Here is a 23,029-nt window from a genome sequence, read left to right on the forward strand (position 1 = left end):
TCCAGGCAAGGAGATCCAGATGTCGATGGCGGGGAATCTGCGGAAAGTCACCAAGCTGAGCAGGGTCGGCGGCCTGCGCAAAGTGGCCGGTCTGGCCCGGCGCCGGCCGCGTGTGGACCTGAGCCACCCGGCCAGGTCGCCCCTGGGTTCCTCGGTCGTGAACTGCGTGATGTATCAGGACGGCATACGCGTGCCGGGCTCCGCCGATGTGGTGGACGCCGTGAAGACGGTCCGCAACACCGGCGACGGCTTCGTCTGGCTGGGGCTGCACGAGCCGACCGCCGAGGAGTTCACCGATGTCGCCGAGCTGTTCGACCTGCACCCGCTGGCGGTGGAGGACGCGGTGGAGGCCCATCAGCGCCCGAAGCTGGAGCGGTACGGCGACACGCTCTTCGCGGTGCTGAAGACGGTCTGTTACGTGGAGCACGAGAAGCTGACGGCGACGAGCGAGGTGGTGAACACCGGCGAGATCATGGTGTTCGTCGGCGAGGACTTCGTCATCACCGTGCGGCACGGCCACCATGGCTCACTGGGACCGCTGCGCGAGGAGTTGGAGGCGCGGCCACGTCAGCTCGCCAAGGGCCCGTCGGCGGTGCTGCACGCCGTGGCGGACCATGTGGTGGACGAGTATCTGAACGTCACGGACGCGGTGCAGGGCGATGTCGAGCAGGTCGAGACGGACGTCTTCTCGGAGGAGGGCGCGCGCGCCGATCCGGGGCGGATCTACCAGCTCAAGCGTGAACTGCTCGAACTGAAACGGGCCGCGGTGCCGCTGGTGCGCCCGGTGGAGGACCTGGCCACCCGGCCGATGCGGGTGGTCGACCCGGAGATACAGGCGTACTTCCGCGATGTGATGGACCATCTGATACGCGCCAAGGACCAGATCGCCGCGTTCGACGAGCTGCTGAACTCCATCCTCCAGGCGCATCTGGCGCAGGTGACGGTCGCGCAGAACGAGGACATGCGGAAGATCACGGCCTGGGCCGCGATCGTCGCGGTGCCGACGATGGTCTGCGGTGTGTACGGCATGAACTTCAAGTACATGCCCGAGGCCCGCTGGCACTACGGCTATCCGCTGATCATGGGCATCACCGCGCTGGCCTGTGTCGCGCTCTGGCGCGGCTTCCGGCGCAACGGCTGGTTCTGACCAGCCGGGCCGCCGGGCCTCGCAGGCGGGGTCAGCCGTTCCAGGCGGGGTGCCGAGGGTCGTCGGCGCGTACCACCACGTCGGCGGTGGCGGCGGGGTCGGTCTCCGTCTCGTAGCGGGCGAAGGCGGGGAGCGTCCAGTGGTCGGTGTCGGGGGTGCGGCGGCTCAGGGCGCCGGAGGACAGCAGGACGTGGACGGTCAGGTCGAGGGGGAACCAGTGCTGGAGGAGAAGGGGGCCGTGCAGCAGCAGTACCCCGCCGGGCGGTAGCCGGACGTAGGAGCTGCGGGTGGCGCGGTCGGTGACCGGGTCCCACAGGTCGGGCAGCACCCGCCCGTCGCCCCCGGCGTCCAGGGGGCCGAGAACCTCGCGCCAGAGTGCCCCGGTGTCGAACCAGCCGCTGTAGTACGACTCCTCGTCACGCCGTCCGTGCTCCAGGCGGAGGGAGGCGGGGCGCAGGAAGCCCTCGGTGCCGACGACCAGGGAGGGCCGGCCGCGTACCCGGAGGGCTTCGGCGATCCGGGTGGCGAGGTCACCCGGTCCGGCGGCGGGCGCTCCGTCGAGGCCCACGCGCGGCCAGGGGCTGCCGCCGGCGGGCTCCAGCGCCAGAATCCGGTCGGCGAGCCGGTCGGCCAGCCGCTCCCAGGTGATCGCTTCGAGTCGCACACGCCCATGATGCCGGGAAGCCGGAGGAGGGCGGAGAGGAGGGAGAGGAAGAAAAGGAGGAGCGGCCCTCCCGCGCGGGAGGGCGGGCCGGTGGCGGGGAAGGAACCGCGTATGGCACGTCCCGCAGGTGCACGCCGTCCCATGGAGCCCCGCTCCCCCGAACCGCCCGGTGCCGGGGGCGGCCCGGTCGTGGTGCAGCCGCAGCGGCGGAAGCACTGCGCGGCCTGCCGGCAGGGTCCGCTGGCGCTGCTGGTGCTGGAGGACGGGGTGCCGCGCTGCCTCGACTGCGCGGATCTGGGGCACCTGGTGTTCCTGGCGCGCGGGGACGCCGCGCTGACCCGCAGGGCCCGGGAGGAGAGCGCGCTGTCGGCGGTGGTGGTGCGGTTCGCGCGGCGGCGCGGCCGGTACGAGCGCCAGGGCCTGCTGGTGGAGGAGGCCGCGCTGGCGCGGGCGGAGGAGCGGTGCCTGGCGGATGCGGAGGTCCGGGAGCGGCGCCGGGTGCGGGACGCGCGGCGGCGGGTGGCGGAGGACGAGCGCTTCGTCGCCGAGCTCGCGGCGGAGATCGGGCGGCTGTTCCCCGGCTGTCCGGCCGGCCGGGCGCGGGCGGTCGCCGGGCACGCGGCCCTGCGGGGCAGCGGGCGGGTCGGGCGCAGTGCGGCCGGGCGAGCGCTGTCGGAGGCGGCGGTGACCTCGGCGGTGGTGGCCTCGGTACGGCATCTGGACACGCCGTACGACGGGCTGCTGATGAGCGGGGTGCCCCGGCGTGAGGCACGCGAGCGGATCGCCGGTGCCGTGGAGGGAGTGCTGCGGGAGTGGCGGGAGCCGGCCGCGCGGGAGGTGGTGGAACCGGGACGGGAGCAGGGAGTGGGGTGACAGGAGTGGAGCGAGGGAGCAGCGGTTCGCGGGCGCGTGCCGACGGTGTGTGGAGTGCGGAAAGGTGGCGTCCGCCGCCCTGCGCGGGGGTGGGTGGCGACGTATCGTGGCCAGAAGAGCACCGGGACGGGGTCGCGTCCGGCCCGGGTGGCCGCCGACTGACCCCCGCCCGATGCCGCACGGCCCGTGGTACCCCCAGTGCCCTCCGTACCCCGGTACACGTCCGCGAGGAAGACGCCCATGGCCGATCCCAAGGGGTTCATGAGCACACCGCGCCAGGAGTGGCCGCGGCGACCCGTGGTGGAGCGGGTCCGGGACTGGGACGAGGTCTATGTGCCGGGGGCGTTGCTGCCGATCGTCAGCGCGCAGGCGAACCGGTGCATGGACTGCGGGGTCCCCTTCTGCCACGACGCCTGTCCGCTGGGGAATTTGATCCCCGAGTGGAACGAGCTGGTGGCCCGGTCGGACTGGCGGGCGGCGAGCGAGCGGCTGCACGCGACGAACAACTTCCCCGAGTTCACCGGCAGATTGTGCCCGGCGCCCTGCGAGGCGGGGTGTGTGCTGGCCATCAACCAGCCCGCCGTCACGATCAAGAACGTGGAGTGGGCGATCGCCGAGCGGGCCTGGGAGGAAGGGTTCGTGCCGCCCCGGCCGCCGGACCGGCTCTCCGGGAAGACGGTCGCGGTGATCGGGTCCGGGCCGACCGGGCTGGCCGCCGCGCAGCAGCTCACGCGGGCGGGGCACACCGTGGCGGTGTACGAGAAGGACGACCGGATCGGGGGGCTGCTGCGGTACGGCATCCCCGAGTTCAAGATGGAGAAGCGCTTCCTGGACCGGCGCCTGGAGCAGATGCGGGCGGAGGGGACGCGGTTCCGTACCTCGACGGCAGTCGGGCGGGACGTCCCGGCGCCGGAGCTGCGGTCGCGGTACGACGCGGTGGTGGTCGCCACCGGAGCCACGGCCTGGCGGGAACTGCCGGTGCCGGGGCGGGAGTTGGCCGGGGTGCATCAGGCCATGGAGTATCTGCCGCCGGCCAACCGGGTGTGCGCCGGCGACCTGGAGGCCAACCCTCTGTCGGCGGCCGGGCGGCATGTGGTGATCGTGGGCGGCGGGGACACCGGGGCCGACTGTCTGGGGACGGCGGTGCGCGAGGGGGCGGCGTCCGTGACCCAGTTGGACATCTACGCCCGGCCGGGCGGGGAGCGGGACGCGGAGGCGGAGCCGTGGCCGACGTACCCGAAGCTCTACCGTCTCTCCGGCGCGCACGAGGAGGCGGGTGAGCTGCGGACCGCTCCGGCGGCGGACGCGGACGCCCGGCTGTTCGCGGCGTCCACGCTCCGGTTCACCGGGGACGGCCGGGGCCGGGTGAAGGAGCTGCACGTGGTGGAGGTGGACGAGGGCAGGCAGCCGGTGCCGGGCACCGAGCGGGTGCTGCCCGCCGATCTGGTGCTGCTGGCGCTCGGGTTCTCCGGCCCGGACCGCGCGGACGGGCTCATCGGGCAGCTGGGACTGGAGACGGAGCCGCGCGGCACGCTCGCGCGGGACGGGGAGTTCGGCACGAACGTGCCGGGCGTGTTCGCCGCCGGGGACGCGGCGCGCGGTCAGTCGCTCGTGGTGTGGGCGATCGCGGAGGGCCGGGCGGTGGCGGCGGCCGTGGACCGGTATCTGATGGGCGAGTCGTGGCTGGAGGCGCCGATCTCGCCGCACGACCGGCCGATGGCGGTGTAGCCATCGGCCGGACCGGACCGGACCGGAGGGGAAGGGGAGGGGGGGTGGGGCGGGGGCGGGGGGCCAGGAGTGGCGGGCAGAGTCAGAAACGCAGAGTCAAAAACAACGGCAGCCGTTCAGGAGAGCAGGAAGTCCGCCTCTCCCGCCTTGGCGCCCTCGATGAAGGCGGTCATCTCGGCGGTGGTGTATATCAGCGCGGGGCCGTCGGGGTCGGTGGACTGGCGTACGGCGATGCGGCCGTCGGCCAGCTTCATGGCCTCCAGGCAGTTGCCGCCGTTGCCGCCGCTCCAGGGCTTGTGCCAGCCCACGGCGCCCAGTTCCCGCGCGGGCATGCCGTTGTAGACGCGGTGGCGCGGATTGATGCGATCCATTCACAGCTCCTTGCGGAGATCCCGCAGGATCTCCTTCGTGCGTTGTGCCGTGGCGGCCTGCGCCGCCATGCGGTCCATGACCTCCAGGTGAGTGGCCACCTCGGAGCGCGCGTCGAGGTAGACCGCGCCGGTCAGGTACTCGCTGTAGACCATGTCCGGCAGTTCGGGCATGGCGAACCGGAACAGTACGAAGGGGCCGTACGTGCCCGGATGCGGCCCGTTGGCGAACGGGGCCACCTGGAGGGTGACGCCGGGCAGCGTCGTGGCCTCCAGGAGTTTGTCGAGCTGGGCGCGCATCACCTCGGGGCCGCCGACCGGGCGGCGCAGGGCGGTCTCGTCCATCACGGCCCAGAAGCGGGGCGCGTCGGGGCGGGTGAGGAGTTCCTGACGGCGCATCCGGAGGTCGACGTGGCGCTCGATGTCGTCGGGGCTGGTCTGCCCGATGGCGCCGGAGCGGAGCACCCCGCGCGCGTAGTCCTCGGTCTGGAGCAGGCCGGGGACGAAGTGCGGCTCGTAGGAGCGGATGAGCGCGGCGGCGCCCTCCAGGCTGACGTACATGGAGAACCAGCCGGGCAGGATGTCGTGGAACCGCTGCCACCAGCCGGGCCGGTTGGCCTCCTCGGCGAGCTGTACGAAGAGTTCGGCCTCGTCGTCCGGAACGCCGTAGGACTTCAGAAGGAGTTGGAGGTAGGGGATCTTGAGGGAGACCTCGGCCATCTCCATGCGGCGCACGGTGGCGGGGGCGACGCGGAGGACGCGGGCGGCCTCCTCGCGCTTGAGCCCGGCGCGTTCCCGCAGGTCCAGCAGGCGGCGGCCGAGGACCACCTGACCCACGGTAGGCGCGGACCGCGGTTCGCTCACGTTGCCACCTCCGACGGAAGGGATACCGGTTGACTGGGCGGGGACACCCGGTGAAGGAACCCCGACAGCCCTGCGGCGCCGTTCGAAGACCCATTCGACGATCCGGGCGGATCGACGAGGGTCCCAATTGGCGCCGCGCGAGGTGCTGTTGCGAGCAGTGTGCCACGGCCGTTCACCGCGTCATACCGCACTCTGCATTTTTCAGAGTGACACTTGCCAAGTGTGCACGGCGGGGAGATAGTGGCAAGCGTGATTCCGTCCGCGCCCTTAGGAACAGATCCCGCCGCAGACCGTTCCCGTCCCGGCGTCGCACCGGCATCGGCGACGGCTCGGGCCGGCCGCCGGTTCCGCTTCGAGCTGGCCGCGCACCCGGGCTCCCCGGCTCGGGCCAGACGCCTGGCGCGGACCCGGCTGGCCGACTGGTCGGTGTGCGCGGACACCTGTGAGAGCGCGGTCCTGGTCGTGTCCGAGCTGGTCACCAACGCCGTCGTGCACACCGCGAGCAGTCGTGTGGTGTGCGAACTGGCCGACCACGACGGCCTGGTGCGCATAGCCGTACGGGACGAGGGCTGCGCGCCCGGCGAGCCCCACCCGGCACAGCAGCGGCCCGACGAGGAGCACGGGAGGGGGTTGCTTCTCGTCGCCGCGCTGTGCCGGGCCTGGGGTGCCCAGGAGCACGGGCCGGGCCTGCTGGTCTGGGCCGAGCTGGACCGGGGCCCCGCCACGGACGGCCGGCCGGGGACCCCGGCGAGCACCGGAGCCCGCACCGGTACCGGCACCCGTGCCGTCGAACCCCGTCACGACCTCGGCTGGGGCACCCGCGGCAAGCCCGACCCCGCCCGCGCCCCGGGCGAGGACGTACGCTCCGCCCCCGCCCGCCACATCCGGGTGCCGGAGCAGTACGCCCACGCCGCCGAACGGGCCGAAGCCTGGAGCCGGTCCTGACCGGCACCGCCGGGCAGCCGCTCGGCCTGAACACCCTGGTCCGGCTCGGACGCGGCCGCCCCGCTCCGGACCGGGTCCCGGGACCGCCCGTACCCGAGGGCATGACCGCCCCGCTCGGCTGCGACGCCGTCGCCATGCCCGACCGCCTGGCCGCCCTGATCGTCCCCCGTCTCCCCCGGGTGGGCTGTGTGTACGCCGAGGGCGGCCGCTGGTGGTGGCTCGTCCCGGCGGACTCCGACTACGCGCTCCCCTGGCCCGCCCCCGCCCAGTACGCCCCCGGCGCCCCCGTCCCCCGCACCGCCCATCTGCTGCGCCGCCCGGCCGGCACGATCCCCTACACCCCGCCGATCCCGCTCTACCTGGCCCTGTGCCGGGTCACCGGCACCACCCCGGACTGGTCCCGCCCCATATCGGCCTGACGGCACGCACACGGCACCCGCTCCGGCCGCCCGCCGTCCCTCCCCGCGCACCTCCGTACGCCCCCGTTGCCCCCGCTCGCGCTCTGCCCGTGCCGGGCGCCCGCGGGGATAGTGGCCGTTCGGTCACGGCGAGGGGGAGGTCCGGTGCGGCGGCGACGGAACAGACCAGGCGCGGCAGAGGTGCCGGACGGTCCCGAGCTCTCGGAGTCGGAGCGGCTGCTCTTCGGCGGCCCCCTCCGGTACGACATGGGGTGGAACGAGCACGCCGACGCCTTCCTGGAGCTGAGCCTGCGCTCGATGGTGCGGCGGCTGCCCGGCATGCTGGCGTCCAGCCTGGAGCTGGCCCGGCAGGCGGACCCGGGGGCCGCCCGCACGGTGCTCGCCGCCGAGGTGGGCCGGGGCCTGGCCCAGGCGGTGAGCCTGCTGGCCGTCAACAGCGCGCTCGGCAGCCTGCTCACCGGCCCGGACATCGAGCAGCGGCTGCGTGCCGCCGTACCCGCCCTCGCGGTGATGGCGGCGACGATGCTGGTCGCGGCGCTGCTGCGGGCCGCCTCCACCTATGCCACCGGGCGGCTTGAGCCCAAGGTGGAGCGGGTGGCGACCGAGCTGTATCTGGAGCGGGCGGCCAATGTGGAGCTGGCCGCGATCGAGGACCACGCCTTCCACAAGCTGCTGGACACCGCGCAGTACGGCGCCCGCTCGGCGCGCCACATGATCTCCTACGGCGCGCGGGTGATCAACGCGCTGATCTCGCTGCTCGCGGCGGCCGGTGTGCTGACCGTGCTGCATCCCGCGCTGCTGCCGCTGCTGGTCACCATGACGCTGCCGAGCGCCTGGAGCGCCCTGACCAACGCGCGGCGGCGCTACGAGTCGTTCCACACCTGGGTGCAGCATGTGCGGGCCGGGCAGCTGATCGGCAGTCTGCTCACCGAGCCGGGGGCGGCGCCGGAGATCCGGGTGCACGGGGTCGGCCCGTTCCTGCTGCGGCACTACCGGGCGATGTCGGAGACGGCGGAGGCCGAGCAGGCCCGGCTCTCCCGGCTGGCGGCCCGCACCGGCCTGGCGGCGGCCGCCTGGACGGGGCTGGCGACCCTCGCCACCTACGCCACCCTGGGCGCGCTGCTGCTGGCCGGGGCGATGGCGCTGTCGGTGGCGGGTACGGCGGTCATCGCCATCCGTACCGGGTCGGCGAGCCTGGAGACGCTGGTGCTGGAGATCAACCAGTTGCACGAGGAGGCGCTGTTCGTCGGGGACCTGAAACGGCTGTACGTGGAGGCGGCCGAGCGGGCGATCCCGGTGGGCGGGGAGGAACTGCCGAAGGAGCCGAAGGAGATCAGGTTCGAGGACGTCACCTTCAGCTATCCCGGTGAGGCGGCCCGGCCCGCGCTGGACGGGGTGAGCCTCAGCCTGCCCATGGGCCACATCATCGCGCTGGTCGGCGAGAACGGTTCGGGCAAGACGACCCTGGTCAAGCTGCTCGCGGGCCTGTACGCGCCGGACCGGGGACGGGTGCTGTGGGACGGGGTGGACGCGGCGCGGGCGGACCGGCGGCTGCTGGCCGAACGGGTGGCGATGGTGGCGCAGGACTTCAAGCGGTGGCCGTTCACCGCGCGGGTCAACGTGGCGGTGGGCCGTTCCTCCGTGCCGCTGACCGAGGAGCGGCTGGCGTCGGCGGTCGCGGAGGCCGGTGCCGAGGAGGTGGTCGCGGGCCTGCCGCGCGGTCTGGACACCCTGCTGGCCCGCAACTTCACCGGCGGCCACGAGCTGTCCGGGGGCCAGTGGCAGCGGCTGGGGATCGCGCGGGCCGCCTACCGGCGCGGCGGCATCCTGATCGTGGACGAGCCGACGGCGGCGCTGGACGCGCGGGCCGAGCTGGCGGTGTTCGAGAAGATCCGGGCGCTGGCGGGCAGCGGGCAGACCGTCGTACTGATCACGCACCGGCTCGCCTCGGTCCGGCACGCGGATCTGGTGCATGTGCTGGAGCGGGGCCGGCTGGTGGAGTCCGGCAGCCCGGACGAACTGCTCGCGCGGGGCGGGGTGTACGCGGAGCTCTACGCGCTCCAGGCGGGGCAGTTCACCGCCCCCGTCCCCGCGCCGAAGCCCGGCTGAGCCGGCCCCGTTCGGAAGGCCGGTCCACGCCGTCGGCGCCGCGCAGGATCACCAGGAAGGTGTCGGTCGCCAGGTCCATCACGACCTCGACCGGCATCCCCTCCTGCCGTCGTGCGTGCGCGAACTCCTCCGCGGGCCATGAGCCGCGCGGGCCGCCTGCGGGAAAGCGTTCGAGCACCGTCCGCCCCGTCACCATCTCGCACCTCCAGTCGTGCGTCGTGCAGTCATCCGTCGTGCTTACCGAGGACAACGCGCTGGAGGGGGTGATCGCCTCGCCCGGTGACGGGACTGAGACACAGCCGACACCGGTTCACAGCCGAACGTGCACGTCCGCTCACCGGAAGACACCGGCGGGCGCGTTCGGTGCCCGGACGGACACGGAACGGCACGGGACGGTCAGTGGTCGTACTCGTCGTACTCGTCGTACTCGTCATGCAGGCGGAGCCGGTCGCCGCCGGACGGGAGGGGGCCGAGGGCGGTGAGGTCGAGCAGCCCGGAGAGGGCGCCGATACCGTCCAGGGCGTCGTCGTACACCGAGTAGGTGTGGAAGATCCGGTCGCCGTCACGCAGGAAGCAGCTCAGGCCGGGGCGTTCGACGGGGGCGCCGTCGCGGTCCACGGTCGCCTCGAAGTCGCGGTTGAAGTCGCTCTCGCCGGAGGAGTACCAGGGCACGGTCCAGCCCATCCGCGCCTTGAACGGCAGCAGCCGGATGAAGGGCGCGAGCGAGACGGCCGCGAAGGCGGTGTCCCGGGCCCGGAGATGGGCGAGGGGGCCGATCTGGTCGAGGAAGACGGCGCAGCAGGGGCAGCCGGCCTCCTGGTCCGGCGCGAACATGAAGTGGTGGACGACGAGTTGGGCGCGGTCCCCGAAGAGGTCGAGCAGGGTGGCCTTGCCGTCGCCGCCCTCGAAGACGTACGCGTCGGCGACCTCGGCCATGGGCAGCCGTCGCCGTTCGGCGGCGAGCGCGGCCCGAGCCCGCTCGACAGCACGCTCCTTGCGCCGTAACTCCTCGCGCGCCGCCCGCCACCGCTCGCGGCCGACGATCTCCGGAAGCGACATGAGCCCTCCTGTTACTACGGTCCGTTCGGGGTGCTGACCGTGGGCGGGGGCACAACTCATCGGCGTGCGGCGGACTTTTTTGGTGCGGGCGGCTACGCGGCCGTGCGCAGCCCGGTCCAGTCCCGGCCCCCGGCCTCCAGTTCCCGCAGCGCGGAACGGAGTTGGTCGGTGTGCCGGGGGGTGAGGCGGCCGGTGTCGTCCAGGTGGACGGCGCAGGCGGTGGTGGTGTCGACGAGCCGTTCCAGCACGGCGGCCACCTGGTCGGTGCCCCGGGTGTGCCGGGCGACGGCGGGCAGTTCGGCGGCGGAGACGGCGATGGCGGTGCGGGCCTCGGCGAGGGCGCGGTACGCCTCGCGGCGCAGCGCCCAGCGCTCGGCGTGGTCGTCGGTCTCGGCGAGGACGTGCACGAGGTAGGCGTGCGCGGCGCCCCCGGCGGCGGTGAGCCGGGCCCGGACCCGGGCGCCCCGGCGGCCCGGCATCGGCAGGTGGCCGACGATCAGGACGAGCGCGCAGGCCACCAGGGTCTCGGCGATCCGCCCGAGGCACGCCTGCGGCTCCCCGCCGGCCATGATCAGGGCGAGCACCAGCACGGTGACGACGGCGGTCAGCGCGGCGAAGTGCCGGGTGGAGACGGGCAGCAGCGCCCCGCACACCGTGACCAGCGTGATCAGCCCCGCCGGGCTGGGCAGCAGCGCGGCCAGGGCGGCGAACACCAGCGCGCCGAGCACGGTCCCGGCGGCCCGGCACAGCACCCTGGAGACCAGCGGGCCGAGGTCGGGCTTGACGAGGAAGACGGCGGTGAGCGGCAGCCAGTACCAGTGCGGGTGGCTGCCGTACCAGCCGGTGTGGTGCAGGGCCTGGGCGATGCCGGCTCCGGCGCCGAAGCAGAGGGCGACGCGCAGCCCGTACTCGCGGCCCGCCGTGCCGGTCATGGCCCGCAGCGCGCCGCGCATCCCGCCGCGCCGGCCGGGGGTGAGATGACGGCCGCTCCCGGCGCGGTCGAACGCCTCGGCGGCGCGCAGCAGGGCGTCGTCGAGGGCGCGCAGGGCGGGCGCGGCGCGGGTGGGGGCGGGCAGCGGGCCCGCGGCGGTGTTGTCGCGGACGGCCGCGGCGAGCCTGCGCGGGCCCGCCGAGGCCCGCGCGGAGAGCGGGTCGCCGGCCCAGGCGAGGGCGGTGGCGGCCTCGGCCAGGGGCAGCGCGGCCCGGTACCGGGCGTGCAGGCGCCGTTCGGCGGCGGAGGTGGCGTGGCGGCGCAGGCGGGGTCCGGCGAGGGCGTCCTGCGCGTGGTCGAGCGCGGCGGTGAGCGCGGCCCGGCGGGCGGGCGCGGTGTCGGTGCCGGCCGCGTCGAGCAGGGCGGCGACGGCGTCGTACACGTCGGCCACCGCCTGGCGTTCGCCGTCGAAGCGGAAGTCGCCCGCGAGCGAGCCGGGGGTGGGCAGGGCGAGGCGGAGCAGGAGGAGCCAGAGCGCTCCGGCGAGGAAGGCGAGGGCGCCCTGCCAGGCGGGCGGACCGGCCGGGGTGCCCGCGCCGACGGCGGCGGTGACGAGGAGCTGGGTGCCGGCCGCCGAGGCGACCGGGCCGACGGCGCTGATGGAGCCCGCCAGCAGGCCGAGCACGGTCAGGGCGAGGGTGAGCGGTACGGCGGACAGGTGCTGTCCGCCGTAGGTGCCGGCGAGCAGGCCGAAGGCACCGGCCAGGGCCGGGGTGCCCAGCCGGTCGACTGAGGCGCGTCGGCTGCCCGGGCGGTCGTTGATCCCGGCGAGCATCGCGCCGATCGCGGCGAGGACGCCCTCGGCGGTCCGTCCGGCGAGCATCCCGGCGACCAGCAGCGGCCCGGCGGCGAGGGCGCCCCGGACCACCGCGCTCCAGGGCACGGGGCCGCGCTGGGCGCGGAAGGCGTGGGCGAGCCAGGGCGGAAGTGACCGGACGGCGGGGCGCGACACGGGGCTCCTGTTCGTACGAGGGTGGGGGCCTTCGGACGACGGTGGCCGAGTGGGGGTCACTCCAGGGTAGAGCGTGGCGCGGTGGTGGGTGCGACACCCGGGTTTCGGGGAGGTGAAAGGTGCCCCGGCGGCGTGAGCAGGATCTCCTCCGCCTCGGTCACCGCGCCGGCCAGGGTCCCGGGGGTGAGGGCGCCGGTCACCTCGTCGATCCGGCGCAGTCCGGCGCGCTCCAGCAGCCGCTTCTCGTTGGTGATCCACTCCCCGCGCTCGGCCAGCACCGCGTGCGCGGCCTGGGCGGCGGCGGTGGCCAGCGCCCCGGCGACCTCGGTGAGGCGGCCGCGGGGGGCGTGGTGGGCCTTGGCGTAGCCGAGGGTGGCACGGGCGGTGCCCCGCCAGTGTTCGGGCGCGGTACGGCGCAACGCGTCCGGGTAGCCGGCGGGGCGGGGCAGCGTGCCGCGCAGCACCCGGTTGACGGCCAGCTCGGCGACGATCAGATACGTGGGAATCCCGGCGAGGTGGAACAGCAGGGGCTCGACCCGGAAGCGGCCCTGCTCCGCCTCGGCCAGCTCGTGCTCGACGCTGTCGAGATCCCGGTAGTGGACGTCGACCCGGCGGCCGTCGACGGTGAGCCAGGCTCCGCCGTTGAACACCCCGCCGCCCCAGCCGCCGACCTCGGAGACCTCGCCCTCCCAGCCGAGGGCGCGCAGGTCGTCGGGGTCGAAGGCGCCCCGGTAGTACACGGCGAGGTCCCAGTCGCTGTCCTCGGTGTGGGTGCCCTGGGCCCGGGACCCGCCGAGCGCGACGGCCCGCACGGTGGGCAGTCCGGCGAGGCGGCCGGCGGTGGCGGAGAGGAAGTCGGTGTCGGAGAGGGTGGGCACGGTGCTCGCTTTCTGGCGTCGTTATTCGGATGCGCGGGCGGCTTCGGGCGTCCCATGATGGGCGATCGTCCGCCGCGCTTCGAGGGAGCCGCCATGATCCGCCGCGTCACCGTCCCCGGTCTCTTCCCGCCGCCCGCCTATTCGCACGCCTCCGTGGTGGAGGCGGGCACCCGGCTCGCCTTCCTCGCGGGCGCGGTCCCGCTGGACGAGCGGGGCGAGCTGGTCGGGCCGGGCGATCCGGTGGCCCAGGCCGGGCAGGTGATCGGCAACCTGCGCGAGCAGTTGCGGGCCGTGGGCAGCGGCCTGGAGCACGTGCTGGTGACCGAGGTGTACGTGGTGAGCGACCAGCCCTCGGTGCTGTCGTCGGTGTGGGAGGTGGTGGAGGCGTCCGGTCTGAGCAAGGGCCCGCACTCCTCCACCCTGCTCGGCGTCGCCTGCCTCGGCTACACCGGCCAGCTGGTGGAGATCACCGCCACGGCCGCGATCCCGGAGGCGTAGCGGTGACGGTCCTGCTGCGCCGGGCCGTCCCGGCGGACGCCTCCGCCACGGCCGGCGTCTGGCTGCGCTCCTTCGCCGCCGCGCTGCCCACGGTCGTCCGCCCGCGCTCGGACGACGAGGTCCACGCCCATGTCCGGGACGTGGTGATCCCGCTGCGCGAGACCTGGGTGGCCGAGGCGGAGGACGGTGCGATCGTCGGCATGATGGTGCTCGACGGGCGCCTGCTGTCCCAGCTCTACCTGGACCCCGCCCATCGCGGGCGGGGCCTCGGCGACCGGTTCGTGGCGCTGGCCAAGGAGCGCGTCCCGGGCGGGCTGACGCTGTGGACGTTCCAGGTGAACAAGCCCGCGCACCGCTTCTACGAGCGCCATGGCTTCGTGGCCGTCGAGCGCACCGACGGCCACGACAACGAGGAGCGGGAGCCGGACGTGCGGTACGTCTGGCAGCCCCGTTAGCGCAGGCCGGCCATCTGCGCCGCCGTCCCCAGGGTCTCGCGGAGCATCTCCGGGGTGAGGCGGCCGGTGAAGGTGTTGCGCTGGCTGACGTGGAAGCAGCCGTAGAGGTCCAGGCCGCCTTCGAGCGGGACGTGGGCGCCGTGGCCGAAGGCGGGGCGGGGGCGGGGTACGGTCCAGCCCGCCTCGGTGAGCGCGGGCAGCGCCGCCTGCCAGCCGAAGGCGCCGAGCACGACGACGGCCCGGAGCGTCGGCCGGAGCAGCTTCAGCTCCTGCACCAGCCAGGGCCGGCAGGTGTCGCGCTCGCCGTGCGTCGGCTTGTTCGCCGGCGGGGCGCAGTGCACGGGGGCGGTGACACGGACGCCGTACAGTTCCAGCCCGTCGTCGAGGGCGGCCGAGGTGGGCTGGGAGGCGAGGCCCAGGTCGTGGAGGGCCTGGTAGAGCACGTCTCCGGAGCGGTCGCCGGTGAACATGCGGCCGGTGCGGTTGCCGCCGTGCGCGGCGGGGGCCAGCCCGATGATCGCCAGCCGGGCGTCGGCAGGGCCGAAGCCGGGCACCGGGCGCCCCCAGTACGTCCAGTCCGCGAACGCGGCCCGCTTGGTACGGGCCACCTCCTCGCGCCACTCCACCAGGCGCGGGCAGGCACGGCACTCGCTCACGCGCCGGTCCAGCCGGGCGAGGCCACCGCTGTCGTCCATGCCCCTCACGGTAGACCCGGCCGGTCAGGTGAAGGCCGCGCCCAGCGCGACGAACCCGCAGATCAGCGCGAACAGCACGGCCAGCAGCGGCCAGGCGAACCGCAGGTACTTGTCGTAGCCCACCTTGGCCAGCGCGACCCCGCCCATCACGACGGCGGTGGTCGGCACCCACAGGTTCATCCAGCCGCTGGACGCCTGCCAGGCGGTGACGACGACCGCGCGGGACACCCCGGCGAAGTCCGCCAGCGGGGCGAGGATCGGCATGGCGAGCGTGGCATGGCCGGAGGTGGAGGGGATCAGGAAGGCCAGCGGCAGGTTCACCCCGAACACGATGACCCCGAAGACACCGGACGAGGTCCCCCGCACCACCCCCTCGATGGAGTGCAGCACGGTGTCGGTGATCTTCGAGTTGTTCATGATCACGGTGACCCCGCGGGCCAGCACGATCACCAGCGCGGGCGAGATGAAGTCGGCCGCGCCCTGCACGATCGTGGCGCTGAGCCGCTGCTCCCCCATCCGCGCCACCAGCCCGACCAGCACGGCCGCGCAGATGAACAGCGCGGCGAGCTGCGGGAACGACCAGTCCAGCTCGAACCCGTACGGGGTGGCGTCGGCGTCGCCGGTGAGGGCGCTGGACCACGGCACCACGGAGAAGATCATGAACGCGAAGACCAGGACCATCGTGGTCAGCACCGCCCGGTGCAGCCCGGTCAGCTCCGGTTCCGCGTCCGGCGCCTCGGTGGCGTGCTCGCGGTCGCCTGGCAGGAAGCCGGTGAGGGAGCGGGCCGGGTCCCGCCGTACCCGCCGGGCGTACCGGATGACGTAGGCGACCGTCACCGCCGTCAGCACCGCCCACATCACGAAGCGCAGCGCGATGCCGTCGCCGAGGGAGATGTCGGCGGCCGAGGAGGCCACCCCGGTGGCGAAGGGGTTCACCGTCGAGCAGAGCACGCCGATGCCCGCGCCCAGGATGATCGTGCCGACGGCCACCATGCGGTCGTAGCCGAGGGCCAGCATCAGCGGCACGATCAGGCCGTAGAAGCCGAGGGTCTCCTCGGCGAAGCCCTCCACGGTGCCGAGCACCGAGAACACCACCATGATCCCGGCGATCAGCAGCGCCCCCCGCTCCCGCAGCCGGTGGGCGAGCCGCGCGATGCCCCGGTCCAGCGCGCCGGTGGCGAACACCACGGTGATGAAGGCGCCGATGGCCAGCACGAACAGGAACACCCCCGCCGCGCCGTACAGCTCCCCCGTCAGGTCCGGCCCCACCAGCCCGGTCTTCGCGTCCCTCAGGCCGTACAGCCCGTTGACCGGGGAGAGGAACAGGTCGTCGAGCCGGTCGACGAAGGACTCCCCGGCGGAGACCCGGTGGTAGGTCCCCTGCACGGGGGCGCCGGCCGCGTTGCGGGCGTACTGGCCCGGCGGGATGAGGAAGGCGAGCAGCCAGACGGCGATCGTGACCACGACGAGCACGGTGAGCGCGCTGGGGAAGGTGAACGCCCGCCGGCGCGGTGGCGGTTCCCCGGCCTCCGTCTCCATGTCCCCTCCTCGCTCCCGGCGCGACCTCGGCAACAGCCTCCGGGGTGCGCGGGCGGGCCGCATCCGGGGTGGGGCGTGGGAGTGGTGGGAAACGCCGTACCGGCCCGGCGCGGCGGAGCGTTAGGGTCGGCAGCATGGCACTCGCTTCACAGGACCCGGCCGCCGACGGCACCCAGGAGGCCGCCGCCCCCGAGGCACCGGCGGCGGACCCCGGTACCGCCGCCGCGGTGGCCGCCGCCGAGGCCGCGGGGCTCGCCGCCGGGGAGACGGTCCGGATCGACAGCTGGGTCTGGGCGGTGCGCCTGGTCAAGACGCGGTCGCTGGGCGCCACCGCGTGCCGGGGCGGCCATGTCCATGTGAACGGGGAGCGGGTGAAGCCCGCGTACTCCGTGCGGGTGGGCGACGAGGTGCGGCTGCGGCACGAGGGCCGGGAGCGCGTGGTGATCGTGAAGCGGCTGATCCGCAAGCGGGTCGGCGCCCCGGTGGCCGCGCAGTGCTACATCGACAACTCCCCTCCTCCGCCGCCCCGCGAGGCGGTCGCCCCCGTCGGCATCCGGGACCGGGGCGCCGGCCGCCCCACCAAGCGGGACCGCCGCGAGCTGGAACGGCTGCGCGGCCTGGGCACGCCGGACGCCCCCGGTGCCCCCGTCGTCGCCCCGGACCCCCACGGCAGGCGCCGGCCGGGCCACTGAGCCACGGGCGACCGCCTCAGCCCTCAGCCCCTCGGCCCGCCGGCACCGCCCGCACCCATATCCCGTCGTCGGTCAGCTCGGCGTCCACTCTCAGCCCGGCCTCCCCGAGCGCGGCCTCGAACTGCTCCTTCGTCAGGGCCCTGCTGCGGAAGGTCTGGGTCCAGGCGGCGTCCGGGAAGGTGTACTCGGCCCGCACCGAGTCGACCCCGTCCCCGACCGGTTCCACCGAGGCGATCCGGACGGTGAAGCCCCGGGGGTCGACGCGCTCCCTCGGCACGTTCTCGTGGTAGTCGGCGCCCTCCCGCTGGATGAGCACGCAGCCGTCCGGCGCCACATGGCGGGCGCAGGTGTCCAGCAGGGCGTGGCGCAGCGCCGGGTCGGCGGTGTGCACCAGGAACGAGCCGAGCAGGACCACGTCGAACCGCTCGCCCAGGTCCAGGTCCTCGATCGGCGTGCGTATGGTGCGCTCCGCCCCGCGCACCCGCTCCAGCATCTCGGCGGACTCGTCCACCGCCGTCACCCGGAACCCGCGCTCCAGCAGCGGATGGGTGACCCGGCCCGCGCCGCTGCCCAGCTCCAGGATGTGCGCCCCGGCGGGCACGGCGGCGGCGATGACGTCCGGTTCGTCGCCCGGTGGGAAGCGGGCGTACAGCTCCACCGCGCAGCCGTCCGGGGTGATCGCTCCGGGGCCGGTGCCCTGATGTCCTTCACGCATCTCGACTGTCATGCCGGAAGAACGGACGATCTTCGTTCACCCGTTCCCGTCCCGCCCCGAACCACTCGTTCGAGTCAATTCACACCGCTCCGGGAACCGGAGTACGTTGCCAGAGAGGTGGTGATCGGATGCGTACCGGCAGTGAACCGGCGACCGCGCGCAGTGCGCTGCGGGCGCGGCTGTGGCTGAGCGTGTGGGGGTTCGCCTGGACCGTCTTCGGCTCCGTGGCCTTCGCCCTGACCGGACGCACCGGCTGGGCGGTCGCGTGCGCCGTGCTGTGGCTGGTGGTCACGGTCGACCTGGCCGTGGTCGTCCGCCATCTGCGCCAGGGCCCGCACTACCAGCCGGGCCGCGACGTACCCCCGTACGAGCCGGTGCACGACGAGACGGCGGTACGGCCGAGGCGGCGGCGGGGGTTCCCCCGCCTGCCCGCGCCCCGGCACCACCACCCCTGAGCGACCGGGCTCAGGAGTCGAAGCGGGCCGCTCGCAGATAGTCCGGGTTGGGGTCCAGCGCGGCGGCCAGCCGGAAGTGGCGGCGGGCCTGACCGGCCCTGCCCTGGCGCTCGTAGGTGCGGCCCAGCGCGAAGTGGGCGAAGGCGTTGTCCGGCTCGCGCTCCAGCACCACCGTGAACTCCAGCTCGGCGGGCCGCAGTTGCGCGGCGGCGAAGAAGGCGCGCGCCCGCAGCAGCCGGGCGGCGGTGTTCTCGGGATGCGCGGCGATCACTTCGTCGAGCAGTTTCACCGCGCCCCTGGGGTCCCGCGCGTCGAGCAGATGCTCGGCGGCGCGGAAGTCGATGACATCCGTCTCCGGCGTACGTCCGGCGGAACCATTGATCTCGGGCACGGCGAAGTCCTTCCCTCACTCCGCCGTTCCAACGCCTCAAGGCGGAGGGGCTATTCCGCGCCACCGCTCCGCTCGGCCGCGCGCCGGGTCAGTTCGGCCCAGACCTCGTCGACCCGCTTCTCCAGCGCGTCCAGCGGCACGTCGTTGTCGATCACGATGTCGGCGATCTCCCGGCGCTGCTCACGGCTCGCCTGGGCGGCCATGCGGGCGCGGGCGTCCTCCTCGGTCGTCCCGCGCAGCCGGACCAGCCGGTCGAGCTGGGTCCCGGGGCTCACGTCCACGACGACGACGAGGTCGTACAGCGGCGCCAGCCCGTTCTCGGTGAGCAGCGGTACGTCGTGCAGGACGACGGCGTCGGCGCTCGCGGCGCTCTCCAGCTCGCGGGACCGCTCGCCCACCAGGGGGTGCACGATCGCGTTGAGGACGGCCAGCTTCTCCGGGTCGGCGAAGACGATGGACCCGAGCCGGGGCCGGTCCAGCGAGCCGTCCTCGGCGAGGATCTCCGGCCCGAACGCCTCCACCACGGCCGCGAGACCCGGTGTCCCCGGCGCCACGACCTCCCGCGCGATCCGGTCCGCGTCGATCAGCACGGCCCCGTGCTCCACGAGCAGCCGCGACACCTCGCTCTTGCCGGCCCCGATGCCGCCGGTCAGCCCCACTTTCAACATGCCGGGCAGCCTAGACCCTCGCGCCGGAGGGCTTACGCCTCGCCCTCCCGCTCCGCGAGGAACCGCTCGAACTCGAGGCCGATCTCGTCGGCGGACGGGATGTCGACGGGCTCGGCGAGCATGTTGCCGCGGGTCTCGGCGCCGGCGGCCGCGTCGTACTGGTGCTCAAGGCCCTGGATGAGCGAGGTCAGTTCCTCGTCGCCCTCGCGGATCTGGCGGTCGATCTCGGTCTGGGTGCGGTGCGCCTCGGTGCGCAGACCGTGGGCGACACCGGGCAGCACGAGACCGGTGGCGGCGGTGATCGCCTCCAGCACGGTCAGCGCGGCGTCCGGGTAGGCGGAGCGGGCGAGGTAGTGCGGGACGTGCGCGGCGACCCCGAGAACGTCGTGGCCGGCCTCGCTGAGCCGGTACTCCAGCAGCGCGGCCGCGCTGCCCGGCACCTGGGCCTCCTCGAAGGGGCTGCGGTGTCCGGGGACGAGGTCGGTGCGGTTGCCGTGCGGGGTGAGGCCCACGGGACGGGTGTGCGGTACGCCCATCGGGATGCCGTGGAAGTTGACGGACAGCCGGACGCCGAGGCGCTCCACGATCTGCTGGACGGCGAGTGCGAACCGCTCCCACTCCACGTCGGGTTCGGGCCCGGACAGCACCAGGAACGGCGCCCCGGTGGCATCCTGCACGAGGCGGACCTCGATGGCCGGCACCTCGTAGCCGGTCCAGCTGTCGCGCTGGAAGGTCAGCAGCGGACGGCGGGCCCGGTAGTCCACCAGCCGGTCGTGGTCGAACCGGGCCACGACCTGGTGCGGCAGCGTGTCGAGGACCCGCTCCACGATCTGGTCGCCCGTCTCCCCCGCGTCGATGTACCCGTCGAAGTGGTAGAGCATGACCAGCCCGGCCGACTCCTGAGCCAACGCCACGTCCACCACGGCGAGCCCCTTCGGCTCCCAAGCGAACAAACCCTGCGGATCAACCACGATGACCGCCCCTCCTAGTGTCCAAATGAGCCAACACCAGGAACCACCGGACCATTCCCAAGATCATCAAACAGGGTTCAGCTGCAACTCCCCCAAGGGGCGCGGGGAACTGCGCGAACACCCCCCCACAACCCGCACCTGACAACGCACCAGAAAACGCCTGAGGGACCCGCACCCCGAAAGGTACGAGTCCCTCAAGCTTGACTACCGGCTAAACCTCAGCGGTGAGCGTTCAGCTCTGGCCGCCCGCCAGCTTCTCACGCAGCGCGGCAAGCGCCTCGTCCGAAGCAAGGGCACCGGAGGTGTCCGCACCCTCGGAGGAGTACGAGCCGCCGCCACCGGAAGCGGCCGGAGCCGCACCCGCGACGTCGACACCCTCGGCAGCGGCCTTCTCGTCCGCCTCGCGGGACTTGATGACCTGGGCCTGGTGCTGCTCGAAGCGCTGCTGCGCCTCGGCGTACTGGCCCTCCCACGCCTCGCGCTGGGTCTCGTAGCCCTCGAGCCAGTCGTTGGTCTCGGGGTCGAAGCCCTCGGGGTAGATGTAGTTGCCCTGGTCGTCGTAGGACGCGGCCATGCCGTACAGGGTCGGGTCGAACTCGACCGAGGCCGGGTCGGCACCGAAGGCCTCGTTGGCCTGCTTCAGCGAGAGGCTGATGCGGCGACGCTCGAGGTCGATGTCGATGACCTTGACGAAGATCTCGTCGTTGACCTGGACGACCTGCTCCGGGATCTCCACGTGGCGCTCGGCCAGCTCGGAGATGTGGACCAGACCCTCGATGCCCTCGTCCACGCGGACGAACGCACCGAACGGAACCAGCTTCGTGACCTTGCCGGGCACGACCTGGCCGATCTGGTGGGTGCGGGCGAACTGCTGCCACGGGTCTTCCTGGGTCGCCTTCAGCGACAGGGAGACGCGCTCGCGGTCCATGTCCACGTCGAGAACCTCGACGGTGACTTCCTGGCCGACCTCGACAACCTCGGACGGGTGGTCGATGTGCTTCCAGGACAGCTCGGAGACGTGCACCAGGCCGTCGACGCCACCCAGGTCCACGAAGGCACCGAAGTTGACGATGGAGGACACGACGCCGGAGCGGACCTGACCCTTCTGGAGGGTCGTGAGGAACGTCTGGCGGACCTCGGACTGGGTCTGCTCGAGCCAGGCACGGCGGGACAGGACCACGTTGTTGCGGTTCTTGTCCAGCTCGATGATCTTCGCCTCGAGCTCCTTGCCCACGTAGGGCTGGAGGTCGCGGACGCGGCGCATCTCGACCAGGGAGGCCGGGAGGAAGCCGCGGAGGCCGATGTCGAGGATGAGACCACCCTTGACGACCTCGATGACGGTACCGGTGACGATGCCGTCCTCTTCCTTGATCTTCTCGATGGTGCCCCAGGCGCGCTCGTACTGGGCGCGCTTCTTCGAGAGGATCAGGCGGCCTTCCTTGTCCTCCTTCTGGAGAACCAGGGCCTCGATCTCGTCGCCGACCTTGACGACCTCGTTCGGGTCGACGTCGTGCTTGATCGAGAGCTCGCGGCTCGGGATGACACCTTCGGTCTTGTAACCGATGTCGAGCAGGACCTCGTCCCGGTCGACCTTCACGATGACGCCGTCGACGATGTCGCCGTCGTTGAAGTACTTGATCGTCTCGTCGATCGCGGCGAGGAAGGCTTCCTCGTTACCGATGTCGTTGACCGCAACCTGCGGGGTGGTGGCGGTGGTCTCGGTGCTGCTCGTCATGTGGGAAAGGGCTCCGGTACGGACATTGAAGTCGTAGGTACTGCTTACGCCGGGAGCCCGTTTCGCTCTGCAGAAGCCGGACAGCCAAGGAAGCGCCACTTGAGCACCGGGTGCCCGGTGGCGCCTCGAGAACCGAGGGATACATACAGATGCGAGCGCGACCTGCTACGTCTGAGGTGCGCAGGCCCGCAGCGCAACTTGTAGCATACGGGGGCAGCCGGGCAGGGTCAATGCGCGAAGGCGCACACCGCGGACCGAACGCCGCATACCCGGCGGAAGAATCGCCCAACTGGGCGCGCGTGACCGCGTGATCCCTTCCGTGACACGCGTCCGGCGGGCCGGTTGGACGGAAGAGTACGACGAGGGAGCCGATCATCCAAGAGCCTGTGGGGCACGACCCGGAGGGGTCGGAGGAATCAGAGCCGGAGGCCACCCGCCGTGACGCGGGGGTCGCGGAGAGCAGTCGGGCCAACCGGGGCTGGTGGGACCGGAACGCCGACGAGTACCAGGTCGAGCACGGCACCTTCCTCGGTGACGACCGCTTCGTCTGGTGCCCGGAGGGGCTGGACGAGGTGGAGGCCGAGCTGCTCGGCCCGGCGGAGGAGCTGAAGGGCCGGGACGTGCTGGAGATCGGCGCGGGCGCGGCGCAGTGCGCGCGCTGGCTGGCCGCCCAGGGCGCCCGTCCGGTCGCGCTCGACCTCTCCCACCGGCAGCTCCAGCACGCGCTGCGCATCGGCTCGGCGTTCCCGCTGGTGTGTGCGGACGCGGGCGCGCTGCCCTTCGCGGACGCCTCCTTCGACGTGGTGTGCTCGGCGTACGGGGCGCTGCCCTTCGTGGCCGATCCCCGGCTGGTGCTGCGCGAGGTGCGGCGGGTGCTGCGGCCGGGCGGCCGGCTGGTGTTCTCGGTGACGCACCCGATCCGCTGGGCCTTCCCGGACGAACCCGGTCCGGAGGGGCTGTCCGTGGCGGCCTCCTACTTCGACCGCACTCCCTATGTGGAGCAGGGCGACGACGGGAGCGCCGTCTATGTGGAGCACCACCGCACGATCGGGGACCGGGTGCGGGACATCGTGTCCTCCGGGTTCCGGCTGGTGGACCTGGTGGAGCCGGAGTGGCCGGCCTGGAACACCTCCGAGTGGGGCGGCTGGTCCCCGCTGCGCGGCAACCTGATCCCCGGTACCGCGATCTTCGTCTGCGAACGGGACTGACGGCCCCGGC

The 23,029-nt window shown here is 73.3% G+C and carries 25 protein-coding genes; 11 read left to right on the forward strand and 14 right to left on the reverse strand.

Annotated elements, in window-relative coordinates; all coding sequences use genetic code 11:
- The first annotated feature begins 19 nt into the window (after nt 1–19).
- Complete coding sequence (locus tag D0Z67_RS06665) at nt 20–1,147, forward strand: magnesium and cobalt transport protein CorA (protein WP_031182842.1); 1,128 nt, start codon at nt 20–22, stop codon at nt 1,145–1,147.
- Between the two features lie 31 nt (nt 1,148–1,178).
- Here the strand turns inward: D0Z67_RS06665 and D0Z67_RS06670 are convergent, their stop codons facing one another.
- On the reverse strand, nt 1,179–1,811 hold the full coding sequence (locus tag D0Z67_RS06670; RefSeq protein ID WP_031182843.1) for a nucleoside/nucleotide kinase family protein: 633 nt from the start codon (nt 1,809–1,811) through the stop codon (nt 1,179–1,181).
- Nucleotides 1,812–1,952: 141 nt separating this feature from the next.
- Here D0Z67_RS06670 and D0Z67_RS06675 point away from each other — a divergent pair, with 141 nt between their 5' ends.
- Together D0Z67_RS06675 and D0Z67_RS06680 are read left to right on the forward strand one after the other, a co-directional pair.
- Nucleotides 1,953–2,684: a DUF2293 domain-containing protein gene (locus D0Z67_RS06675; RefSeq protein WP_037775673.1), complete on the forward strand. Its 732-nt coding sequence runs from the start codon at nt 1,953–1,955 to the stop codon at nt 2,682–2,684.
- 240 nt (nt 2,685–2,924) lie between these two features.
- Complete coding sequence (locus D0Z67_RS06680) at nt 2,925–4,412, forward strand: glutamate synthase subunit beta (RefSeq protein ID WP_031182845.1); 1,488 nt, start codon at nt 2,925–2,927, stop codon at nt 4,410–4,412.
- A 116-nt stretch (nt 4,413–4,528) separates the two neighbouring features.
- On the opposite strand, the gene D0Z67_RS06685 is transcribed toward D0Z67_RS06680, so the two are convergent.
- Nucleotides 4,529–4,783, reverse strand: coding sequence for a DUF397 domain-containing protein (locus D0Z67_RS06685; RefSeq protein WP_031182846.1), 255 nt, complete (start codon nt 4,781–4,783; stop codon nt 4,529–4,531).
- On the reverse strand, nt 4,784–5,644 hold the full coding sequence (locus D0Z67_RS06690) for a helix-turn-helix domain-containing protein (protein ID WP_031182847.1): 861 nt from the start codon (nt 5,642–5,644) through the stop codon (nt 4,784–4,786). It abuts the gene before it with no gap.
- 240 nt (nt 5,645–5,884) lie between these two features.
- Between D0Z67_RS06690 and D0Z67_RS06695 the strand changes: the two genes are divergently transcribed.
- The 3 genes from D0Z67_RS06695 to D0Z67_RS06705 all read left to right on the forward strand — a co-directional run bounded on the left by D0Z67_RS06695 (nt 5,885) and on the right by D0Z67_RS06705 (nt 9,117).
- Entirely contained in the window at nt 5,885–6,589 is a 705-nt protein-coding gene (locus tag D0Z67_RS06695) for an ATP-binding protein (RefSeq protein ID WP_078873522.1), read from the forward strand.
- Nucleotides 6,586–7,008, forward strand: a complete 423-nt coding sequence (locus tag D0Z67_RS06700) for a hypothetical protein (protein ID WP_031182849.1) — start codon at nt 6,586–6,588, stop codon at nt 7,006–7,008. The genes D0Z67_RS06695 and D0Z67_RS06700 overlap by 4 nt, the downstream gene beginning before the upstream one ends.
- Nucleotides 7,009–7,254: 246 nt before the next feature.
- Nucleotides 7,255–9,117: an ABC transporter ATP-binding protein gene (locus D0Z67_RS06705; RefSeq protein ID WP_234312883.1), complete on the forward strand. Its 1,863-nt coding sequence runs from the start codon at nt 7,255–7,257 to the stop codon at nt 9,115–9,117.
- Here the strand turns inward: D0Z67_RS06705 and D0Z67_RS06710 are convergent.
- From D0Z67_RS06710 to D0Z67_RS06725, 4 genes are all read right to left on the reverse strand, one after another.
- Nucleotides 9,083–9,313: a hypothetical protein gene (locus D0Z67_RS06710; protein WP_037775675.1), complete on the reverse strand. Its 231-nt coding sequence runs from the start codon at nt 9,311–9,313 to the stop codon at nt 9,083–9,085. The two genes, D0Z67_RS06705 and D0Z67_RS06710, sit on opposite strands and share 35 nt — an antisense overlap.
- Nucleotides 9,314–9,513: 200 nt before the next feature.
- Nucleotides 9,514–10,176 carry a DUF899 family protein gene (locus tag D0Z67_RS06715; RefSeq protein ID WP_031182851.1) on the reverse strand — a complete coding sequence of 221 codons (663 nt, stop codon included), beginning with the start codon at nt 10,174–10,176 and terminating at the stop codon, nt 9,514–9,516.
- A gap of 92 nt (nt 10,177–10,268) precedes the next feature.
- Nucleotides 10,269–12,119 (reverse strand): FUSC family protein, encoded by a 1,851-nt coding sequence (locus tag D0Z67_RS06720; protein ID WP_031182852.1) that lies wholly within the window; start codon nt 12,117–12,119, stop codon nt 10,269–10,271.
- Between the two features lie 56 nt (nt 12,120–12,175).
- Nucleotides 12,176–12,997 (reverse strand): nucleotidyltransferase domain-containing protein, encoded by an 822-nt coding sequence (locus D0Z67_RS06725; RefSeq protein ID WP_078873526.1) that lies wholly within the window; start codon nt 12,995–12,997, stop codon nt 12,176–12,178.
- 93 nt (nt 12,998–13,090) lie between these two features.
- On the opposite strand from D0Z67_RS06725, the gene D0Z67_RS06730 reads away from it, so the two are divergent.
- Nucleotides 13,091–13,495 carry a RidA family protein gene (locus D0Z67_RS06730; RefSeq protein WP_031182854.1) on the forward strand — a complete coding sequence of 135 codons (405 nt, stop codon included), beginning with the start codon at nt 13,091–13,093 and terminating at the stop codon, nt 13,493–13,495.
- 2 nt (nt 13,496–13,497) lie between these two features.
- On the forward strand, nt 13,498–13,950 hold the full coding sequence (locus D0Z67_RS06735; protein ID WP_031182855.1) for a GNAT family N-acetyltransferase: 453 nt from the start codon (nt 13,498–13,500) through the stop codon (nt 13,948–13,950).
- Here the strand turns inward: D0Z67_RS06735 and D0Z67_RS06740 are convergent.
- Both D0Z67_RS06740 and D0Z67_RS06745 read right to left on the reverse strand, forming a co-directional pair.
- A complete protein-coding gene (locus D0Z67_RS06740) occupies nt 13,947–14,645 on the reverse strand; it encodes a uracil-DNA glycosylase (protein WP_031182856.1) in 699 nt (232 codons plus the stop codon). The two genes, D0Z67_RS06735 and D0Z67_RS06740, sit on opposite strands and share 4 nt — an antisense overlap.
- Nucleotides 14,646–14,669: 24 nt before the next feature.
- Nucleotides 14,670–16,184, reverse strand: coding sequence for a YfcC family protein (locus D0Z67_RS06745; RefSeq protein ID WP_031182857.1), 1,515 nt, complete (start codon nt 16,182–16,184; stop codon nt 14,670–14,672).
- Nucleotides 16,185–16,318: 134 nt separating this feature from the next.
- On the opposite strand from D0Z67_RS06745, the gene D0Z67_RS06750 reads away from it, so the two are divergent.
- Complete coding sequence (locus D0Z67_RS06750) at nt 16,319–16,876, forward strand: RNA-binding S4 domain-containing protein (protein WP_051887955.1); 558 nt, start codon at nt 16,319–16,321, stop codon at nt 16,874–16,876.
- A gap of 16 nt (nt 16,877–16,892) precedes the next feature.
- On the opposite strand, the gene D0Z67_RS06755 is transcribed toward D0Z67_RS06750, so the two are convergent.
- A complete protein-coding gene (locus D0Z67_RS06755; protein WP_234312881.1) occupies nt 16,893–17,603 on the reverse strand; it encodes a class I SAM-dependent methyltransferase in 711 nt (236 codons plus the stop codon).
- A gap of 116 nt (nt 17,604–17,719) precedes the next feature.
- Here D0Z67_RS06755 and D0Z67_RS06760 point away from each other — a divergent pair, with 116 nt between their 5' ends.
- On the forward strand, nt 17,720–18,046 hold the full coding sequence (locus D0Z67_RS06760) for a DUF6343 family protein (RefSeq protein ID WP_051887957.1): 327 nt from the start codon (nt 17,720–17,722) through the stop codon (nt 18,044–18,046).
- 10 nt (nt 18,047–18,056) lie between these two features.
- On the opposite strand, the gene D0Z67_RS06765 is transcribed toward D0Z67_RS06760, so the two are convergent.
- The 4 genes from D0Z67_RS06765 to rpsA form a co-directional block, all read right to left on the reverse strand.
- Complete coding sequence (locus tag D0Z67_RS06765; protein ID WP_030809873.1) at nt 18,057–18,437, reverse strand: tetratricopeptide repeat protein; 381 nt, start codon at nt 18,435–18,437, stop codon at nt 18,057–18,059.
- Between the two features lie 50 nt (nt 18,438–18,487).
- The gene (gene coaE, locus D0Z67_RS06770; RefSeq protein WP_031182861.1) at nt 18,488–19,105 is read right to left on the reverse strand and encodes a dephospho-CoA kinase; all 618 of its coding nucleotides are present in this window, start codon (nt 19,103–19,105) and stop codon (nt 18,488–18,490) included.
- A 32-nt stretch (nt 19,106–19,137) separates the two neighbouring features.
- Nucleotides 19,138–20,076 carry a PAC2 family protein gene (locus D0Z67_RS06775; RefSeq protein WP_031182862.1) on the reverse strand — a complete coding sequence of 313 codons (939 nt, stop codon included), beginning with the start codon at nt 20,074–20,076 and terminating at the stop codon, nt 19,138–19,140.
- A gap of 232 nt (nt 20,077–20,308) precedes the next feature.
- Complete coding sequence (gene rpsA / locus D0Z67_RS06780; RefSeq protein ID WP_031182863.1) at nt 20,309–21,811, reverse strand: 30S ribosomal protein S1; 1,503 nt, start codon at nt 21,809–21,811, stop codon at nt 20,309–20,311.
- A 386-nt stretch (nt 21,812–22,197) separates the two neighbouring features.
- On the opposite strand from rpsA, the gene D0Z67_RS06785 reads away from it, so the two are divergent.
- The gene (locus D0Z67_RS06785) at nt 22,198–23,019 is read left to right on the forward strand and encodes a class I SAM-dependent methyltransferase (protein ID WP_031182864.1); all 822 of its coding nucleotides are present in this window, start codon (nt 22,198–22,200) and stop codon (nt 23,017–23,019) included.
- Nucleotides 23,020–23,029: the final 10 nt, after the last annotated feature.

The sequence above is a fragment of the Streptomyces seoulensis genome, assembly GCF_004328625.1.
In the GTDB taxonomy this organism is placed as follows: Bacteria; Actinomycetota; Actinomycetes; order Streptomycetales; family Streptomycetaceae; genus Streptomyces; species Streptomyces seoulensis.